Raw genomic sequence first — 17,713 nt, 5'->3', positions numbered from 1 at the left:
ATCGCGCTTTCGTTTTTTATATTTGAGCATGATCTTCAAGGAAAACCGCTTCACACTTTCCGGATCATGCTCTATGGGGCCGGATCGTTACTCCCGCTCCAGGAAGCTCGAGCCGATCTCGGCCTTTCTTTTGATCGGATCGTAATCACAATAGACGCCGTCCGCCACCAGCGTGTAGCTGGCGACGACGTTGTATTTGTCCAGCTTGACCGAGTTCAGCCCGATCACCGAGGTGCTCTTGCCGCCGTTCCACTTGAACGGCGTCGAGCTCTTGGCCTGCTCGCAGGCCATCACCGCGTCGTTGAAGACATAGCCCTCGACGAACGCCTTCAGGGTGCGCACCTGCACCGCCATCTTCCATTCGAAATAGCCGACGGCCCCAAGGCCGGCGACGATCAGCACCAGAAGCGCGACGACGATCCTTTGAAAAGTCATTCGTTCCCCCAACAACCCACGCAACGGGAAAATTCCAGCAAAGAATAGCTAGAACGGCATGCCCATCAATTTCGACAGCCGTTCGATCGAGAGATAGCCGGCATGATAGGCCAGCATGCCGAGGCCGTAGACGATCGCCGAGATGATCGTGGTCCAGATCAGCTTGCGGCCCATCCGCGTCAGGATCGGCGCGCCTGGGTCGGTGCCGGGCGCGCCCACGCCGTCCTCGTGCTGGCTGCGCACGCCGAACGGCAGCGTCAGGAACAGCGCGACCCACCAGATGACGAAGTAGATCGCAATCGCGGTCGAGATCTGGATGGCCATGGGACGGCTTACGCCTGCTCGATTTCGACGAGGGCGCCGGAAAAACCCTTGGGGTGCAGGAACAGCACCGGCTTGCCGTGGGCGCCGATCTTCGGCACGCCGTCGCCGAGCACCCTTGCCCCCTCCTTCACCAGCGTGTCGCGGGAGGCGATGATGTCGACCACCTCGTAGCAGACATGGTGGATGCCGCCGTCGGGGTTGCGCTCCACGAATTTGGCGATCGGCGAGGCTTCCCCGAGCGGCTCGATGAACTCGATCTTGGTGTTGGGCAGGGTCGCGAACACGGTGATGACGCCGTGCTCGGGCAGCGGCACGGCTTCCGAGATCTGGGCGCCGAACGCGGCGCCGTAGATCTTCGCGGCCTTGACGGCATCCCTGGTCGCGATCGCGACGTGGTTGAGGCGACCCAGCATGTTTCTTCTCCCTCAGCGCACGATCCGGACTGGGCGAAGCGAACCGCCCGCGAGACCATGCCTACGCGATTACACTGTCAGGACGTGTACCAGACAGGGGGGCTTTTTGCCCCAATGTTCGTTGATGACGGCCCGGACAGCGCGTCGCACCGATTCACCGAGCGCGTCGGGATCCCGGCGCCGCGCCTTCGGCAGCCCCTCGATCGTGGACATGACGGCATCGAAGACCAGGTCGTCGAAGGTCTCGCCGGCCCGGTTCTTCTCGGGAATGCCGACCAGATCGACCTCGGGTTCGTCGGCGAGCTCGCCCTGCGCTGTCATGGCAATGGCGACGAAGGCGCAGCCGGAGAAGGCCATGCGCCGCCGCTCGACCACCGCGCGGGACTTGGAATCCTCAAGGATCGTGCCGTCCTTGTAGAGCCGGCCCGACGGCACCTCGCCGACGACGCCGGGATCGCCGGGCCCGAGCTTGACGAGATCGCCGTTGCGGCAGACCAGCACGCGCGGCACGCCGGCGGCGCGGGCGAGCTTGGCATGCTCGTGCAGATGCAGGGCCTCGCCATGGACGGGGATCAGGAGCTGCGGCTTCACCCAGGAGATCAGGTCGCGCAGCTCGTCGCGGCGGGGATGGCCGGAGACGTGGACCAGCGCGTCGCGATCGGTGATGACCTCGACGCCCTGCAGCACCAGATTGTTGATGATCGAGCCAACCGCCTTCTCGTTGCCGGGAATGGTGCGCGAGGAGAAGATGACGCTGTCGCCGCGGTTCAGCGTGATCTCGGGGTGGTCGTCATTGGCGATGCGCGCGAGCGCGGCACGCGGCTCGCCCTGGCTGCCGGTGCACAGCGCCAGCACCTTGTCCTGCGGCAGGTGGCCGTAGACCTCGGGCGAGCGGAAATTCTGCACGTCCTCGAGATAGCCGGTCTCGCGCGCGACCTGCACCACGCGCTCCATGGCGCGGCCGACCACGACGACCTCGCGGTCGGCAGCCCTGGCGGCGTCGGCCACGGCCTTCACGCGGGCAACGTTCGAAGCAAACGTGGTCACCGCGACGCGGCCCTTGGCGGACTTCACGAGGTCGATGATGGTCTTGGCGACCTCGGCTTCGGAAGGAGAGCGGCCGTCGCGCACGGCGTTGGTGGAATCGCCGATCAGAGCGAGAACGCCCTCCTCGCCGAGCTCGCGCAGCCGCTTCTCGTCGGTCGGGGCGCCCAGCGTCGGGGTCGGGTCGATCTTCCAGTCGCCGGTGTGCAGCACGATGCCGGCTTCGGTGTGGATCGCCAGCGCATGCGCTTCCGGAATCGAATGCGCGACGGGGATGAACTCGACATTGAACGGGCCGATATCGACGCGCCCGCCTGACGGCACCACGGTCACCGGGATCTCCGGCGCATTGCGCTCGGCGGCGCATTTGGCCTCGAACAGTGCGGCGCTGAACTTGGTCGCGTAGATCGGGCATTTTAGCTTCGGCCAGAGATCGATGATGGCGCCGAAATGGTCCTCATGGGCGTGCGTCAGCACGAGGCCCATCAGGTTCTTGCGTTCCTTCTCCAGGAAGGAGATGTCGGGCATGATCAGGTCGATACCCGGCAGGTGCTCCTCGTCGCCGAAGGAGACGCCGAGATCGACCGCGAGCCAGGAGCGCTGGTGGCGGTTGCCGAGGCCATAGATCGACAGGTTCATGCCGATCTCGCCGACGCCGCCGAGCGGCGCAAATACCAGTTCGTCCGGCCTTGCCATCACGCAGCTCCCACGGAACGGGCCGGACCAAAGAAGACCTCACCCGCCGCCACCGGCACGCGCCGGCCCTCCGCGGTGCGGACGATCAGGCAGCCGGTGTCGTCGATGGTGTCGAAAATGCCTTCCAGCGTCGTCGTCCCCGTGTGGATCGCCACCCGCTCGCCGAGACCGGCGGCGCGCGCCAGCCACAGTTTACGGATCTCGGCGAAGCCGCGGCCATTGTCCCATATGCCACGGAACTCGACCCAGGCATCCGACAGGGCCGTGAACAGCTCCTCCGCGCTGATCTGGACGCCGAGGGCGGCCAGCGACACGGCGGGCGTCGGCGTGCCCTCGGGTGCGGCGACGACGTTGGTGCCGATGCCGGTAACGATGGCGAGGCGGTCGCCGACGGCCTCCGCCTCGAGGCCGATGCCGACGAGCTTCTTGCCGTTGGCAAGCACGTCATTCGGCCATTTCAGGGCGTAGCGGGGACGGCCCTCGCCGAGCCGCATCGCGGCCTCGAGGCTGACCTTCTCGAGAGCGGCCTCCTCCGCCAGCCCGGCCGCAAAGCCGATCGTGGCGGCAACCGCAGGCGCGATATCCAGGACTTCGAGGACGCTGGCGGCGAGATTGCCCTTCGGGGCGATCCAGGGGCGCTGGCGACGGCCGCGGCCGGCGGTCTGCTCGGAGGTGACGAACCACATCGGGCCGCGTTCGCCGGCCCGCGCGTGCTCGATCGCGTCGGTGTTGGTCGAGCCGGTCCGTTCGAAAGCCGCGAGCCTGTAGCCCGCGGCCTGTGCGCGAGGACCGAGCGCGAACCCCATCCTAGAACAGCGACTTTGCCGCAGCGGAGGCGACGCTCACCACCGGGCCCGCGATCAGCGCGAACAGGATGTTGAACACGCCCGCAACCGCCAGCACCGTCTTCACCTCGACGCGCACCGGATCGACCTGGCCGGCCGGCTCGTCGAAATACATCGTCTTGACGATGGCGAGATAGTAGTAGGCGCCGACGACGCTGGAGAGCACGCCGATCACGGCGAGCGTGAACAGGTTTGCCTTGATGGCGGCGACGAAGACGTACCACTTCGCGAAGAAGCCGGCGAGCGGCGGGATACCGGCGAGCGAGAACAGCAGCATCGCGAACATGAAGGCGAGCAGCGGATTGGTGCGCGACAGGCCGGCGAAATCGCTGATCTGCTCGACGGCCTGGCCGTTGCGCTTCATGGCGAGGATGATCGAGAACGAACCGAGCGTCATCGCGACATAGATCACGATGTACATCAGCACGCCCTGCGCACCCTCGACCGTGCCGGAGGCGAGGCCGACGAGCGCGAAGCCCATGTGGCCGATCGAGGAATAGGCCATCAGGCGCTTGATGTTGGTCTGACCGATCGCGGCGAAGGAGCCGAGCGCCATCGAGGCGATCGAGACGAACACCAGGATCTGCTGCCACTGCGAGACGATGCCTGGGAATGCGGTCAGCGTGACGCGGGTGAAGACGGCGAGCGCGGCCACCTTCGGCGCCGAGGCGAAGAAGGCGGTGACCGGCGTCGGGGCGCCCTCATACACGTCCGGCGTCCACATGTGGAACGGCACCGCCGAAACCTTGAAGCAGAGGCCGGCGAGCAGGAAGACGAGGCCGAACACCAGGCCGACATTCGACATCGTCGCGGCCGCGGCGATGCCGGTGAAGCTCACGGTGCCGGTGAAGCCGTAGATCAGCGAGGCGCCGTAAAGCAGCATGCCCGAGGACAGCGCGCCGAGCACGAAGTACTTCAGGCCGGCTTCGGTCGACTTGGCGTTGTCGCGGTTCGAGGCCGCCACGACATAGAGCGCCAGCGACATCAATTCGAGGCCGAGATAGAGCGAGATCAGGTCGCCGGCCGAGATCAGCACCATCATGCCGAGCGTCGAGAGCAGCACCAGGATGGCGTATTCGAAGATGCGGCGCGACGGGTCGGCCAGGAACTCGGTCGACAGGATCAGCGTCACCGCCGAGCCGATCAGCGCCAAGATCTTCATGAAGCGGGCGAAGTCGTCGACGATGAAGCTGCCGCCGAAGGTGACCTGCTTGCCCGCGGGCAGCATGTATTCGAGCACGCCGACCACGACGAGAAGCAGCACGGCCAGCGAGGTGACCGCGCTTGTCGTCCCCTGCCCGCGATAGGCTCCCAGCATCAGAAGCGCCATGGCGCCGATCGCGAGCACGAGCTCGGGCAGCACCGGCGCCAGTTGATAACCTGCAGTCGTAAAGCTCATGGCGATATCCTGACCTGCCCGATCACTGGAGCAGTGCGGCGGCCTTCACGGCCGTCACAGCGGTGTTGTAATTGTTGACGAGTTGCTGGACCGAGGCGGCCGACATGTCGAGCACGGGCTTGGGCCAGACGCCGAACAGGATCGTCAGCGCGATCATCGGGAACAGCGTCACGCATTCGCGCAAGGTGAGATCCTTCATGCTCGCCAGCGACGGCTTGACCAGCGCCCCGAACACGACCTTGCGGTAGAGCCACAGCGCGTAGCCCGCCGAGAGGATCACGCCGAAGGTGGCGAAGAACGCGGTCGGGATCGAGACCTTGAAGGTGCCGAGCAGCGTCATGAACTCACCGACGAAGCCGCTGGTGCCGGGCAGACCGACATTGGCCATGGTGAAGATCATGAAGGTCATCGCGTAGAGCGGCATCCGGTTGACGAGGCCGCCATAGGCCGCGATCTCGCGGGTGTGCAGCCGGTCGTAGACGACGCCGACGCAGAGGAACAGCGCGCCGGAGACGATGCCGTGCGAGATCATCTGGAACATGCCGCCCGCGACGCCCTGCATGGTGCCGGCGAAGATGCCCATCGTGACGAAGCCCATATGCGCCACCGACGAGTAGGCGATCAGCTTCTTCATGTCCTCCTGCATCAAGGCCACCAGCGAGGTGTAGATGATGGCGATGGCCGAGAGCGTGAACACGAACGGCGCGAAGTCATGCGAAGCCAGCGGGAACATCGGCAGCGAGAAGCGCAGGAAGCCGTAGCCGCCCATCTTCAGCAGGATCGCCGCGAGGACCACGGAGCCCGCGGTCGGCGCCTCGACGTGCGCGTCGGGAAGCCAGGTGTGCACCGGCCACATCGGCATCTTCACCGCAAAGGAGGCGAAGAAGGCGAGCCACGCCCAGGTCTGCAAGCTACGCGGCACGGCCGTGTGCATCAGGGTCGGGATGTCGGTGGTGCCGCCGTTCCAGTACAGCGCCATGATGGCGAGCAGCATCAGGACCGAGCCGAGCAGCGTGTAGAGGAAGAACTTGAACGACGCGTAGACCCGGCGCGGACCGCCCCAGACGCCGATGATCAGGAACATCGGGATCAGGCCGCCCTCGAAGAACAGGTAGAACAGCACGAGGTCGAGCGCCGAGAAGGTGCCGATCATCAGCGTTTCCAGGATCAGGAACGCCATCATGTATTCGCGGACGCGGTTGGTGATCGCCTTCCAGCTCGCGATGATGCAGAACGGCATCACGGCGGTGGTCAGGATCACCAGCGGCAGCGAGATGCCGTCGACGCCCATGTGATAGGTGATGCCGGCGGCGAGCCAGTTCGCCTTCTCGACGAACTGGAAGTCCGGGTTGTTGGGGTCGAAGCGCATGACCAGGATCACCGACACCGCGAAGGTGATCAGCGTGGTCCAGAGCGCGATCCAGCGCGAATTGCGCTTGGCCGCCTCGTCGTCACCGCGGCTGAGATAGACGATCAGCGCGCCGACCAGCGGCAGGAACGTCGTGACCGAAAGAATGGGCCAGGTTGTCATTTACTGGCCTCCAAAGCCGAACATGAACCAGGTGATCAGGCCGGCGGCACCGATCAGCATGGCGAATGCGTAGTGATAGAGATAACCGGTCTGGATCTTCACGACGTTGCGGGTGATGTCCAGCACGCGGGCCGAGACACCGTCGGGGCCGAAGCCGTCGATGATGAAGCCGTCGCCCTTCTTCCAGAGCTGATAGCCGATCCACTTCGCCGGACGGACGAAGATGAGGTCGTACAGCTCGTCGAAGTACCATTTGTTGAGCAGGAACTGGTACAGCATCGGCTGCGTGTTCGCGAGCTCGACCGGCAGATAGGGCCGGCGGATGTAGAACAGGTACGAGACGAGGAAGCCCAGCACCATCATCACCGTCGGCAGGAAGGCGATGGTCTCGGGGATGTGGTGCATCTCCTCGATGATGTGCGGGTTCATCTTCACGGACTCGCGGAAGAACTCCTCGACGCCGTGACCGGCGAAGAGCTCCTTGAACGGAAGACCGGCGACGAACGAGCCGACTGCGAGCACGCCGATCGGGATCAGGATCCAGAGCGGGGCCTCATGCGCGGCCTCGTAATGATGCTCGTCATGCGGCTCGCCGTGGAAGGTCTTGAAGATCAGGCGCCAGGAGTAGAACGAGGTCAGGCCCGCGGCGACGACGGTCATCAGGAAGCCGTACATCGCGAACGGGTTGTGCGAGGCGTAGGCGGACTCGATGATCGCGTCCTTGGAGAAGTAGCCGGCGGTGAGCGGGAAACCGGTCAGGGCCAGCGTGCCGACCACCATCACCGCATAGGTGTAGGGGATCTTCTTCCAGAGGCCGCCCATGTTGCGGATGTCCTGCTCGTGGTGCATCGCGTAGATCACCGAGCCGGAACCCAAGAACAGCAGCGCCTTGAAGAAGGCGTGCGTGAACAGGTGGAACATGCCGACCGAGTAGGCCCCTGCTCCCATCGCCACGAACATGTAGCCGAGCTGGGAACAGGTCGAGTAGGCGACGATGCGCTTGATGTCGTTCTGGACGAGGCCGATGGTCGCCGCGAAGAACGCGGTGGTGGCACCGAAGAACATCACCACGGCCTGGGCGTTCGGGGCGAGCTCGAACAGCGGCGACAGGCGCGCGACCATGAAGACGCCGGCGGTGACCATGGTCGCGGCGTGGATCAGCGCCGACACCGGGGTCGGGCCTTCCATCGCGTCCGGCAACCAGGTGTGCAGCAGGAACTGCGCCGACTTGCCCATCGCGCCCATGAACAGCAGCAGGCAGGTCAAGGTCAGCGCGTCGGCATGCCAGCCGAGGAAGTTGATGGTCTTGCCGGTGAGGCCCGGCGCGGCATGGAAGATGGTCTCGAAATCGGTCGAGCTCGTCAGCATGAAGATCGCGAAGATGCCGAGCGCAAAACCGAAGTCGCCGACGCGGTTGACCACGAAGGCCTTGATGGCGGCCGCGTTCGCCGATGGCTTCTGGTACCAGAAGCCGATCAGGAGGTAGCTGGCCAGACCCACGCCTTCCCAGCCGAAGAACAGCTGCACGAGGTTGTCCGCGGTCACCAGCATCAGCATGGCGAAGGTGAACAGCGAGAGATAGCCGAAGAAGCGCGGCCGGTTCGGATCCTCGTCCATGTAGCCGATGGAATAGAGGTGCACGAGCGAGGACACGGTCGTCACCACCACCAGCATCACGGCGGTCAGCGTGTCGACGCGCAGCGCCCACCAGACCTGGAGGTCGCCGGAGAAGATGAAGGGCAGCAGCTGGATGCGGGCGTCATGGTGCATGAAGCCGACGTCGACCAGCGTCATCCAGGACAGCGCGGCCGAGACGAACAGCAGACCGGTGGTGATCAGCTCGGCGGCGCGCGAACCGGCCGCGGCCGGCTCGACCGGACCGTGGCCGTGGTCGTCATGGCCGTGATCGTCGTGACCGTGGTCGTCATGGGCAGCCGACGCGTGCGCGTCGCCGTGGCCATGGTCGCCATGATGATCGAGCTCGTCGCCCGAGGGGTTGCGGGCATGCGCGCCGGCCAGGGCGATGAGCCCTGCCAGAATGGCGCCCAGCAGAGGCAGAAAAACGATTGCCTGAACCATTTGAGAGCTCAGCCCTTCATCAGATTGACGTCCTCAACCGCGATCGAGCCACGGTTGCGGAAATAGACCACCAGGATGGCGAGACCGATCGCGGCTTCAGCAGCCGCGACCGTCAGCACCAGCAGCGCGAAGACCTGGCCGACGATGTCGCCGAGGAAGGTCGAGAACGCGACGAGGTTGATGTTGACCGAGAGCAGGATGAGCTCGATCGACATCAGGATGACGATGATGTTCTTGCGGTTCAGGAAGATGCCGAGGATCCCGAGCGTGAACAGGATCGCGCCGACCGCCAGATAATGTCCGAGCCCGATCGTCATTTCACCCACTCCGCCGCGTCGGCATCCGAGAGCCCCTGCCCCGGCGCCACCTTGCGCATCGCCATCGCCATGTCGGGCGTGCGCGCGTTCTGAACGTTGATGTCCTGCCGCTTCACGCTCGCCTTGTGGCGCAGCGTCAGCACGATGGCACCGATCATGGCGACCAGCAGGACCATGCCCGAGAGCTGGAAGTAGTGGATGTACTTCGTATAGAGCACGAGCCCCAGCGCTTCGGTGTTGGAGACGTTGGTCGGGATCGCCGCCGTGATGTTCTTGCTCACGGAGGGGTTGATGACCCAGGCGCCGACCGTCAGCAGCAGCTCGAACAGGAAGATGCCGCCGATCACGACGCCGACCGGCAGGTACTGGATGAACCCTTCGCGCAGCTCGACGAAGTCGACGTCGAGCATCATGATCACGAACAGGAACAGCACCGCGACCGCGCCGACATAGACGACGATCAGCATCATGCCGAGGAACTCGGCGCCCATCAGCACGAACAGGCCGGAGGCGTTGACGAAGGCCAGGATCAGGTACAGCACGGAGTGCACGGGATTGCGCGAGACAATCACCATCACGGCCGAGGCGACGCAGACGCCGGCGAAGAGATAGAAGAACAGCGCGGGAAGGATCATGCCCTCACCTCACCGGTACGGCGCGTCGAGCTCGATCGCTTTCGCGATCTCGCGTTCCCAGCGGTCGCCGTTGGCGAGCAGCTTGGCCTTGTCATAGAACAGTTCCTCGCGGGTCTCGGTCGCGAACTCGAAGTTCGGACCTTCGACGATGGCGTCGACCGGACAGGCCTCCTGGCAGAGGCCGCAATAGATGCACTTCACCATGTCGATGTCGTAGCGCACGGTGCGGCGGGTGCCGTCGTTGCGGCGCGGGCCAGCCTCGATGGTGATGGCCTGCGCCGGGCAGACCGCTTCGCAGAGCTTGCAGGCGATGCAGCGCTCTTCGCCGTTCGGATAGCGGCGCAGCGCATGCTCGCCGCGGAAGCGCGGCGAGATCGGGCCCTTCTCGAACGGATAGTTCAGCGTCGGCTTCGGCTGGAAGAAATAGCGCATGGCGAGGAAGAACGCCGAGACGAATTCCGACAGCAGGAGCGAGCGTGCAGTGGCGTTGATGTTGATACCCATGACGGCCCTCACTTCGGCGCGATGCCGGCGAACTGCAGCACGCCCGCCACCACGACCACCATCGCCAGCGACAGCGGCAGGAACACCTTCCAGCCGAGACGCATGAGTTGGTCGTAGCGGTAGCGCGGCACGATCGCCTTTGCCATCGCGAACAGGAAGAACATGAAGAACAGTTTCAACGAGAACCAGATGATCCCCGGCACCCAGTTGAAGGGCGGCAGGTCCACCGGCGGCAGCCAGCCCCCGAGGAACAGGATCGTGGCCATCGCGCACATCGTGACGATCGCGACGTACTCGCCGAGCATGAACAGCAGGTACGGCGTCGAGCCGTATTCCACCATGAAGCCGGCGACGAGCTCGGATTCCGCTTCGACGAGGTCGAAGGGCGGACGGTTGGTTTCCGCCAGCGCCGAGACGTAGAACACCACGAACATCGGGAACAGCGGCCAGACGTACCAGTTGAGGATGGTGAGCTGCGGCAGGCCGATCAGGCTGGCAAGGCCACGGACATGCTGGGCCTCGACCACGGCCGACAGGTTCAGCGTGCCGGCGCAGAGCAGCACCGTGATGATGACGAAGCCGATCGAGACTTCATAGGACACCATCTGCGCCGCCGAGCGCAGCGCCGCCAGGAACGGGTATTTCGAGTTCGACGACCAGCCGGCCATGATGATGCCGTAGATCGACAGCGACGAGATCGCGAAGATGAAGAGGATGCCGACATTGATGTCGGAGATCACCCAGCCGAGATTGGTCGGGATCACCGCCCAGGCCGCGAGCGCGAGCACGCACGACACCAGCGGCGCCAGCAGGAACACGCCCTTGTTGGCGCCGGCCGGGATGATCGGCTCCTTCAGCACGAACTTGAGCAGGTCGGCGAAGGACTGCAGCAGGCCCCAGGGTCCGACCACGTTCGGGCCGCGGCGGATCTGCACCGCCGCCCAGATCTTGCGGTCGGCGAGCAGGATGTAGGCGATCGCGACCAGGAGGACGACGAGCACCAGGACGCTCTCCGCGACCATGATGATCAGCGGCCAGAGGAAGCCGGTCCAGAATGCGCTTTCGAAGAATTCCATCAGCTCACTCCGCTGCGGTCAGCATCTGCCCGGAGGCAAGCCGCGAACATTCCGCCATCACGGCGGACGCACGCGCGATTGGGTTGGTCAAATAGAAGTCCTCGACCAGCGGCTTGAACGGCGCCTTCTCGGGCGAGCCGCCCTTGCCTGCCAGCTTCTTGATCTGGTCGGCGGAGCCGGCCTCGATCTGGTCGAGACGGATCAGATGCGGCACGGCCTTGAAGACCGCCTGACGCAACGCCGACAGCGAGTCGTAGCCGAGCTTCTTGCCGAGCGCTTCCGACAGCGCGCGGATGATCGCCCAGTCCTCGCGGGCTTCGCCCGGCGGGAACGCGGCGCGGCCGGTCATCTGCACGCGGCCTTCGGTGTTGACGTAGATCGCGGACTTCTCGGTGTAGGCGGCCGCCGGCAGGATCACGTCGGCGCGGTGCGCGCCGCGGTCGCCATGAGTGCCGATATAGACGACGAAGGTGCCGTCCGGCGCCTTGATCTCGTCGGCGCCGAGCAGGAACAAGAGGTCGAGCGTGCCGAAGGTCGTCATCTGCGCGGCGTTCAGGCCGCCCTGACCGGCCGCAAAGCCGATGTCGAGCGCGCCGACGCGCGAGGCGGTTTCGTGCAGCACGCCAAACCCGTTCCAGCCGTCCTTGAGCGCGCCGACGTCGAGCGCGAGCTTGGCGGCGGCGGCGAGAATGGCGGCGCCGTCGTGACGGGCAGCCGCGCCCGCGCCGACCAGGATGATCGGGTGCTTGGCGTTCTTGAGCACGTCCATGAAGGAGTGCTTGCCGGCTGCGAGCTCGCCGAGCGTCTCGGTGCCTGCGCCGAGATGATCATAGTCGTAAGTCAGATCGGCCTTGGCGCCGATCACGCCGACCTTGAAGCCGCCGGCGCGCCAGCGCTTGCGGATGCGGGCGTTGAACACGGCCGCTTCCTTGCGCGGATTGGCGCCGATGATGAGCAGCGCATCGGCCTGCTCCACACCGACGAGCGTCGGATTGAAGATGTAGGAGCCGCGGCCAAGCGCGGGATCGAAGGCGTCACCGCCCTGCACCGCCAGATTGCCCGAGCCGTACTTCGACAGCAGATCCTTCAGCGCGAACATCTCCTCGACGCCGGCGAGATCGCCTGCGATCGCGCCGATGCGCTTGCCGTCGGTGCGCGCCGCCTTCGAAGCGATCGCGGCAAAGGCCTCCTGCCAGCTCGCCGCGCGCAGCTTGCCGGCCTCGCGGATATAGGGCCGGTCGAGGCGCTGGGTGCGCAGGCCGTCGACGATGTGACGGGTCTTGTCCGAGATCCACTCCTCGTTCACGGCCTCGTTGATGCGCGGCAGCACGCGCATCACTTCGCGGCCGCGGGTGTCGACGCGGATCGCCGAGCCGACGCCATCCATGACGTCGACCGACTGGGTCTTGCCGAGCTCCCACGGGCGCGCCGCGAAGGCATAGGGCTTCGAGGTCAGCGCGCCGACCGGGCAGATGTCGACGAGATTGCCCTGCAATTCCGAGGTCAGGGCGTGCTCGAGATAGGTCGTGATCTCCATGTCCTCGCCGCGGCCGGTAGCGCCCATCTCGGGGGCGCCGGCGACTTCCGCCGAGAAGCGGACGCAGCGCGTGCACTGGATGCAGCGGTTCATCGAGGTCTTGACCAGCGCGCCGAGGTACTTGTCCTCGACCGCGCGCTTGTTTTCGGCGAAGCGGCTGGTGTCGACACCATAGCCCATCGCCTGGTCCTGCAGGTCGCACTCGCCGCCCTGGTCGCAGATCGGGCAGTCCAGCGGATGGTTGATGAGAAGGAATTCCATCACGCCTTCGCGCGCCTTCTTCACCATCGGCGAACGCGTCGAGATCTCCGGCGGCTCGCCCTTGGGGCCCGGACGGCAGTCGCGCACGCCCCAGGCGCAGCTCGCCACCGGCTTCGGGCCGCCCTTCACCTCGACGAGGCACATCCGGCAATTGCCGGCGATCGACAGGCGCTCGTGATAGCAGAAGCGCGGAATCTCGGCGCCGGCCGCCTCGCACGCCTGAAGCAGCGTGTATTCGGCGGGGACATCGATCTCTTTGCCGTCGATGATGAGCTTGGTCATTCTCTCTACTCCGCCGCGACCATGTTCACGGGATCGCGGACGCCGATATCGTCGATGTCGGCCTTGTGCGAATACTGGTCGATGCGCGCTTCGATCTCATGACGGAAATGCGCGATCAGGCCCTGGATCGGCCAGGCCGCCGCGTCGCCGAGCGCGCAGATGGTGTGGCCTTCGACCTGCTTGGTCACTTCGAGCAGCATGTCGATTTCGCGCTTGTGCGCGCGACCGTCGGCCATGCGGGTCAGGACGCGCCACATCCAGCCCGTGCCCTCGCGGCACGGCGTGCACTGGCCGCAGCTCTCGTGCTTGTAGAAGTACGAAATGCGGGCGATGGCGCGGATCAGGTCGGTGGACTTGTCCATCACGATCACGGCCGCGGTGCCGAGGCCCGAGCGCAGCTTGCTCAGGCTGTCGAAATCCATCGGCGTGTCGATGATCTGCTCGGCCGGCACCATGCGCACCGACGAGCCGCCGGGGATCACGGCCTTGAGGTTGTCCCAGCCGCCGCGGATGCCGCCGCAATGCTTGTCGATCAGCTCGCGGAACGGAATGCCCATGGCCTCTTCGACGTTGCAGGGCCGCTCGACATGGCCGGAGATGCAGAAGAGCTTGGTGCCGACATTGTTCGGACGGCCGATGCCGGCGAACCAGGCGGCGCCGCGGCGAAGGATGTCGGGCGCGACCGCGATGGACTCGACGTTGTTGACCGTGGTCGGGCAGCCGAACAGGCCGACATTGGCCGGGAACGGCGGCTTCAGGCGCGGCTGGCCCTTCTTGCCTTCGAGGCTTTCGAGCAGCGCGGTTTCTTCGCCGCAGATATAGGCGCCGGCGCCGTGCGCGACATAGATGTCGAACGGCCAGCCGTTGACGTTGTCCTTGCCGACCAGCTTGGCCTCATAGGCCTGGTCGATCGCGGCCTGGAGATGCTCGCGCTCGCGGATGAATTCGCCGCGGACATAGATGTAGCAGGCATGCGCGTTCATCGCGCAGCTCGCGATCAGGCAGCCCTCGATCAGGAGGTGCGGATCGTGCCGCATGATCTCGCGATCCTTGCAGGTGCCGGGCTCGGACTCGTCGGCGTTGACGACGAGGTAGCTCGGACGGCCGTCGGTCGATTCCTTCGGCATGAAGGACCACTTCAGACCGGTCGGGAAGCCGGCGCCGCCGCGGCCGCGCAGGCCCGACGCCTTCATCTCGTTGATGATCCAGTCGCGGCCCTTGTCGATGATGTTCTTCGTACCATCCCAAGCGCCGCGGCGCCGCGCACCCTCGAGCCCCCAGTCGTGGAGGCCGTAGAGGTTCTTGAAGATGCGGTCCTTGTCCTCGAGCATATCAGTGCTTTCCGATCAACGAATGGACTGCTTGTAGGCAAGTCCGGCGGCGCAGACGCCAAACGTCAGCGCCCAGAGCAGGCTGGATTCCAGCGACGCGTTCAGGCTGAAGCGTTGCAGGAGGAAGATGAAGGCAGCCGCCACGGCGGCATGCATTGCGATGAAGCCCCACTTCTTCATGGCACCACTCCCCTGCACCGAAGGCTGCGAGAGATCACGCATCAGGTGATCTCCTTCAGCGTGGTCGGCCCGGTGATCGGCGCCGAGAACTGGCGGCCGTTCTGCGGACCGGGCTTGGGCGGATTGCCCGAAGCGAAGCCGTCGAGCACCTTGCCGAAGCTTTCCTTGGTCAGGTCCTCATAGGTGTCCTTGCCGATCAGCACCATCGGCGCGTTCACGCAGGCCCCGAGGCACTCGACCTCCTCCCAGCTGAAATTGCCGTCCTTGGAGAGGTGGAAGGGCTCGTGATGGATACGGTGCTCGCAGACGTGGATCAGATCCTCGGCGCCGCGCAGCCGGCACGGCGTGGTGCCGCAGACCTGGACATGGGCCTTCTTGCCGACGGGGGCGAGCTGGAACATCGTGTAGAAGGTCGCGACCTCCAGCACGCGGATATAGGGCATGTCGAGCAGGTCCGCGACGGCGCGGATGGCGGCTTCCGACACCCAGCCCTCGTGCTGCTCCTGAACGCGCCAGAGAATGGCGATGACCGCGGAGGCCTGCCGGCCGGCCGGATATTTCGCGATCTGCTGCTTGGCGAATGCGAGGTTCTCCTCCGTGAACGCGAAGCTCGCGGGCTGGACTTCCTTCGGTGCTAATCGGCGAACGGACATATCTTCAATCTCTCACTGCATGCGGCGCGCGGTCTTGGCATTAAGGGCTTCGATCCTGTCCTGCCAGAATGCGCTTGCGGTGCCGAAAACGTTGTAGCCGACGTGGGTCGAGACCTTGATGCGGTCGAGGATCGACAGCTCGGTCACGGTCTCCATCCGGTTGCTGCGCGGATCGAACACGATCAGCTTCAGCGGGGTCTGCTCGAGGATGTAGCGCGACACCGCATGTGAGCGGTCGCTGCCGTGCTCCTCGCACATGATGACGCTGTCGGCCTGAAGCAGCCGGGCGCCGCCCTTGATCGCCTCGATCTCGACGCCCTCGACGTCGAGCTTGATCAGGTACTTGCCCGATGCCGCGACCTTGCCGTCATCGATGAGGTTGTCGAGCGAAATGACCGGCACCTCCTCGCCGCCCGCCGACGGATCGCCGGCGATGCTGAAGGCCTCGTGCTTGGTGCCCGACAGACGCGCGGTGCCGCGGGCAGAGCCGATCGCGCACTTCATGGTCTCGAAGCGACTGGCGTTGACGCGGGCGTTGTTGGCGAGCTTCGGATAGTTCTGCCCGGACGGTTCGATCGCGATCGCCTTGTGTGCGCCGAACGGCTTGCTCGAGACCAGCACGGACCAGTAGCCGTAATTCGCGCCGCAATCGAGCAGCGTGTAGTCGACGTCGATCGAGTCGGAAAACAGCAGCTCGAGCTCGTCTTCGTAATTGTAAGAGCGGTTGAGCAGCTTGCTCCAATAGCCGTCGCCATAGGGGAATTCGAACACGGCGTCGGGATTGAGCCTGATCGCGATGTTGCGCTCCGGCAGCGTCTTGCGCAGCAGGTTGGCGCAGGCGATGTAGCCCATGTGCGAGAAGTGCGAGGAGATCTTCGATCCCGTCACCAGCGCCAACGCAGCCGTCCGCTCCCACAGGTTGGCCCCTTCAAGGGCCCCCGAGGCGCGGTCAAACTGGATTGGCGCCTGCGCCATCACCGATCGACCTCTCCGAACACGATGTCGAGCGAGCCGAGAATGGCCGAGACGTCGGCGAGCAGATGGCCGCGGCAGATGTGGTCCATCGCCTGCAGATGGGCAAAGCCCGGCGCGCGGATCTTGCACTTGTAGGGCTTGTTGGTGCCGTCCGAGATCAGATAGACGCCGAACTCGCCCTTGGGCGCCTCGACCGCGGCATAGACCTCGCCGGCCGGCACGTGAACGCCTTCGGTATAGAGCTTGAAGTGGTGGATCAGCGCTTCCATCGAGCGCTTCATCTCGCCGCGGCGGGGCGGAGCGACCTTGTTGTCTTCGACGACGACGGGGCCCTTCCCGTCGGCTGCGTTCAGCTTCTGGATGCACTGCTTCATGATGCGCACGGACTGGCGCATCTCTTCCATGCGGATCAGGTAGCGGTCGTAGCAGTCGCCGTTCTTGCCGATCGGGATGTCGAAATCCATCTCGGCGTAGCATTCATAGGGCTGCGACTTGCGCAGGTCCCAGGCCGCGCCCGAGCCGCGCACCATCACGCCGGAGAAGCCCCACTCCCAGGCTTCCTTCAGCGGCACCACGCCGATGTCGACGTTGCGCTGCTTGAAGATGCGGTTGGCGGTGAGCAGGCGATCGAGATCGTCCACGACCTTCAGGAACGGATCGCACCAGGCCTCGATGTCGTCGACCAGCTTCTGCGGCAGGTCCTGATGCACGCCGCCGACGCGGAAGAAGGCTGCATGCATGCGGCTGCCGGAGGCGCGCTCGTAGAACACCATCAGCTTCTCGCGCTCTTCGAAGCCCCACAGCGGCGGGGTCAGCGCGCCGACGTCCATCGCCTGCGTGGTGACGTTCAGAAGATGGGAGAGGATGCGGCCGATCTCGCAATAGAGCACGCGGATGAGCTGGCCACGGCGCGGCACCTCGATGCCGAGCAGCTTCTCGGCGGCGAGACAGAAGGCGTGCTCCTGGTTCATCGGCGCGACGTAGTCGAGGCGGTCGAAATACGGGATCGCCTGCAGATAGGTCTTCTGCTCGATCAGCTTCTCGGTACCGCGGTGAAGCAGGCCGATATGGGGATCGACGCGGGCGACGATTTCGCCGTCAAGCTCCAGCACCAGGCGCAGCACGCCGTGCGCCGCCGGATGCTGCGGCCCGAAGTTGATGGTGAAATTGCGAAGCTGTTCGGGTTGCTCGTTCAT

The 17,713-nt window shown here is 65.1% G+C and carries 18 protein-coding genes; all 18 read right to left on the bottom strand.

From position 1 onward, the window contains the following. Positions 1–87: 87 nt before the first annotated feature. The 18 genes from JQ617_RS05225 to JQ617_RS05140 all read right to left on the bottom strand — a co-directional run bounded on the left by JQ617_RS05225 (position 88) and on the right by JQ617_RS05140 (position 17,713). Positions 88–435 (bottom strand): hypothetical protein, encoded by a 348-nt coding sequence (locus JQ617_RS05225; protein WP_063683186.1) that lies wholly within the window; start codon positions 433–435, stop codon positions 88–90. A gap of 48 nt (positions 436–483) precedes the next feature. Continuing rightward, the gene (locus tag JQ617_RS05220; protein WP_212024897.1) at positions 484–759 is read right to left on the bottom strand and encodes a DUF1467 family protein; all 276 of its coding nucleotides are present in this window, start codon (positions 757–759) and stop codon (positions 484–486) included. An 8-nt stretch (positions 760–767) separates the two neighbouring features. Beyond that, entirely contained in the window at positions 768–1,172 is a 405-nt protein-coding gene (mce, locus tag JQ617_RS05215) for a methylmalonyl-CoA epimerase (protein ID WP_212024895.1), read from the bottom strand. A 69-nt stretch (positions 1,173–1,241) separates the two neighbouring features. Further along, entirely contained in the window at positions 1,242–2,912 is a 1,671-nt protein-coding gene (locus tag JQ617_RS05210) for a ribonuclease J (RefSeq protein ID WP_063683183.1), read from the bottom strand. Then, on the bottom strand, positions 2,912–3,718 hold the full coding sequence (locus tag JQ617_RS05205) for a biotin--[acetyl-CoA-carboxylase] ligase (protein WP_212024893.1): 807 nt from the start codon (positions 3,716–3,718) through the stop codon (positions 2,912–2,914). The genes JQ617_RS05210 and JQ617_RS05205 overlap by 1 nt, the downstream gene beginning before the upstream one ends. 1 nt (position 3,719) lies before the next feature. Then, a complete protein-coding gene (nuoN, locus tag JQ617_RS05200) occupies positions 3,720–5,156 on the bottom strand; it encodes an NADH-quinone oxidoreductase subunit NuoN (protein ID WP_063683181.1) in 1,437 nt (478 codons plus the stop codon). Positions 5,157–5,178: 22 nt separating this feature from the next. After that, complete coding sequence (locus tag JQ617_RS05195) at positions 5,179–6,687, bottom strand: NADH-quinone oxidoreductase subunit M (RefSeq protein WP_063683180.1); 1,509 nt, start codon at positions 6,685–6,687, stop codon at positions 5,179–5,181. Beyond that, a complete protein-coding gene (gene nuoL, locus JQ617_RS05190; RefSeq protein WP_212024891.1) occupies positions 6,688–8,766 on the bottom strand; it encodes an NADH-quinone oxidoreductase subunit L in 2,079 nt (692 codons plus the stop codon). 8 nt (positions 8,767–8,774) lie between these two features. Next, positions 8,775–9,083, bottom strand: a complete 309-nt coding sequence (nuoK, locus tag JQ617_RS05185; protein WP_008547737.1) for an NADH-quinone oxidoreductase subunit NuoK — start codon at positions 9,081–9,083, stop codon at positions 8,775–8,777. After that, a complete protein-coding gene (locus tag JQ617_RS05180) occupies positions 9,080–9,718 on the bottom strand; it encodes an NADH-quinone oxidoreductase subunit J (protein WP_212024889.1) in 639 nt (212 codons plus the stop codon). Before JQ617_RS05180 ends, nuoK begins: the two co-directional genes overlap by 4 nt. Before the next feature lie 9 nt (positions 9,719–9,727). Next, positions 9,728–10,216, bottom strand: a complete 489-nt coding sequence (gene nuoI, locus JQ617_RS05175; RefSeq protein WP_026232873.1) for an NADH-quinone oxidoreductase subunit NuoI — start codon at positions 10,214–10,216, stop codon at positions 9,728–9,730. 14 nt (positions 10,217–10,230) lie between these two features. Beyond that, positions 10,231–11,298, bottom strand: coding sequence for an NADH-quinone oxidoreductase subunit NuoH (nuoH, locus tag JQ617_RS05170; protein ID WP_156527639.1), 1,068 nt, complete (start codon positions 11,296–11,298; stop codon positions 10,231–10,233). Between the two features lie 4 nt (positions 11,299–11,302). After that, positions 11,303–13,378, bottom strand: coding sequence for an NADH-quinone oxidoreductase subunit NuoG (gene nuoG / locus JQ617_RS05165; RefSeq protein ID WP_212024888.1), 2,076 nt, complete (start codon positions 13,376–13,378; stop codon positions 11,303–11,305). Between the two features lie 5 nt (positions 13,379–13,383). Continuing rightward, positions 13,384–14,709 carry an NADH-quinone oxidoreductase subunit NuoF gene (nuoF, locus tag JQ617_RS05160; RefSeq protein ID WP_212024886.1) on the bottom strand — a complete coding sequence of 442 codons (1,326 nt, stop codon included), beginning with the start codon at positions 14,707–14,709 and terminating at the stop codon, positions 13,384–13,386. 15 nt (positions 14,710–14,724) lie between these two features. After that, a complete protein-coding gene (locus JQ617_RS05155) occupies positions 14,725–14,931 on the bottom strand; it encodes a hypothetical protein (RefSeq protein WP_212024884.1) in 207 nt (68 codons plus the stop codon). Beyond that, complete coding sequence (gene nuoE / locus JQ617_RS05150) at positions 14,931–15,542, bottom strand: NADH-quinone oxidoreductase subunit NuoE (RefSeq protein WP_027559486.1); 612 nt, start codon at positions 15,540–15,542, stop codon at positions 14,931–14,933. Before nuoE ends, JQ617_RS05155 begins: the two co-directional genes overlap by 1 nt. A 12-nt stretch (positions 15,543–15,554) precedes the next feature. Continuing rightward, positions 15,555–16,517, bottom strand: coding sequence for an FkbM family methyltransferase (locus JQ617_RS05145; protein WP_212024882.1), 963 nt, complete (start codon positions 16,515–16,517; stop codon positions 15,555–15,557). Continuing rightward, positions 16,517–17,713 (bottom strand): NADH-quinone oxidoreductase subunit D, encoded by a 1,197-nt coding sequence (locus JQ617_RS05140; RefSeq protein ID WP_145666028.1) that lies wholly within the window; start codon positions 17,711–17,713, stop codon positions 16,517–16,519. The genes JQ617_RS05145 and JQ617_RS05140 overlap by 1 nt, the downstream gene beginning before the upstream one ends.

Origin of the sequence: Bradyrhizobium sp. KB893862 SZCCT0404, from assembly GCF_018130885.1 — a bacterium.
Lineage (GTDB): Bacteria > Pseudomonadota > Alphaproteobacteria > Rhizobiales > Xanthobacteraceae > Bradyrhizobium > Bradyrhizobium stylosanthis.
Note: the sequence above shows the minus strand (reverse complement) of the source record. Positions and strands in the feature narration are given on the sequence as shown.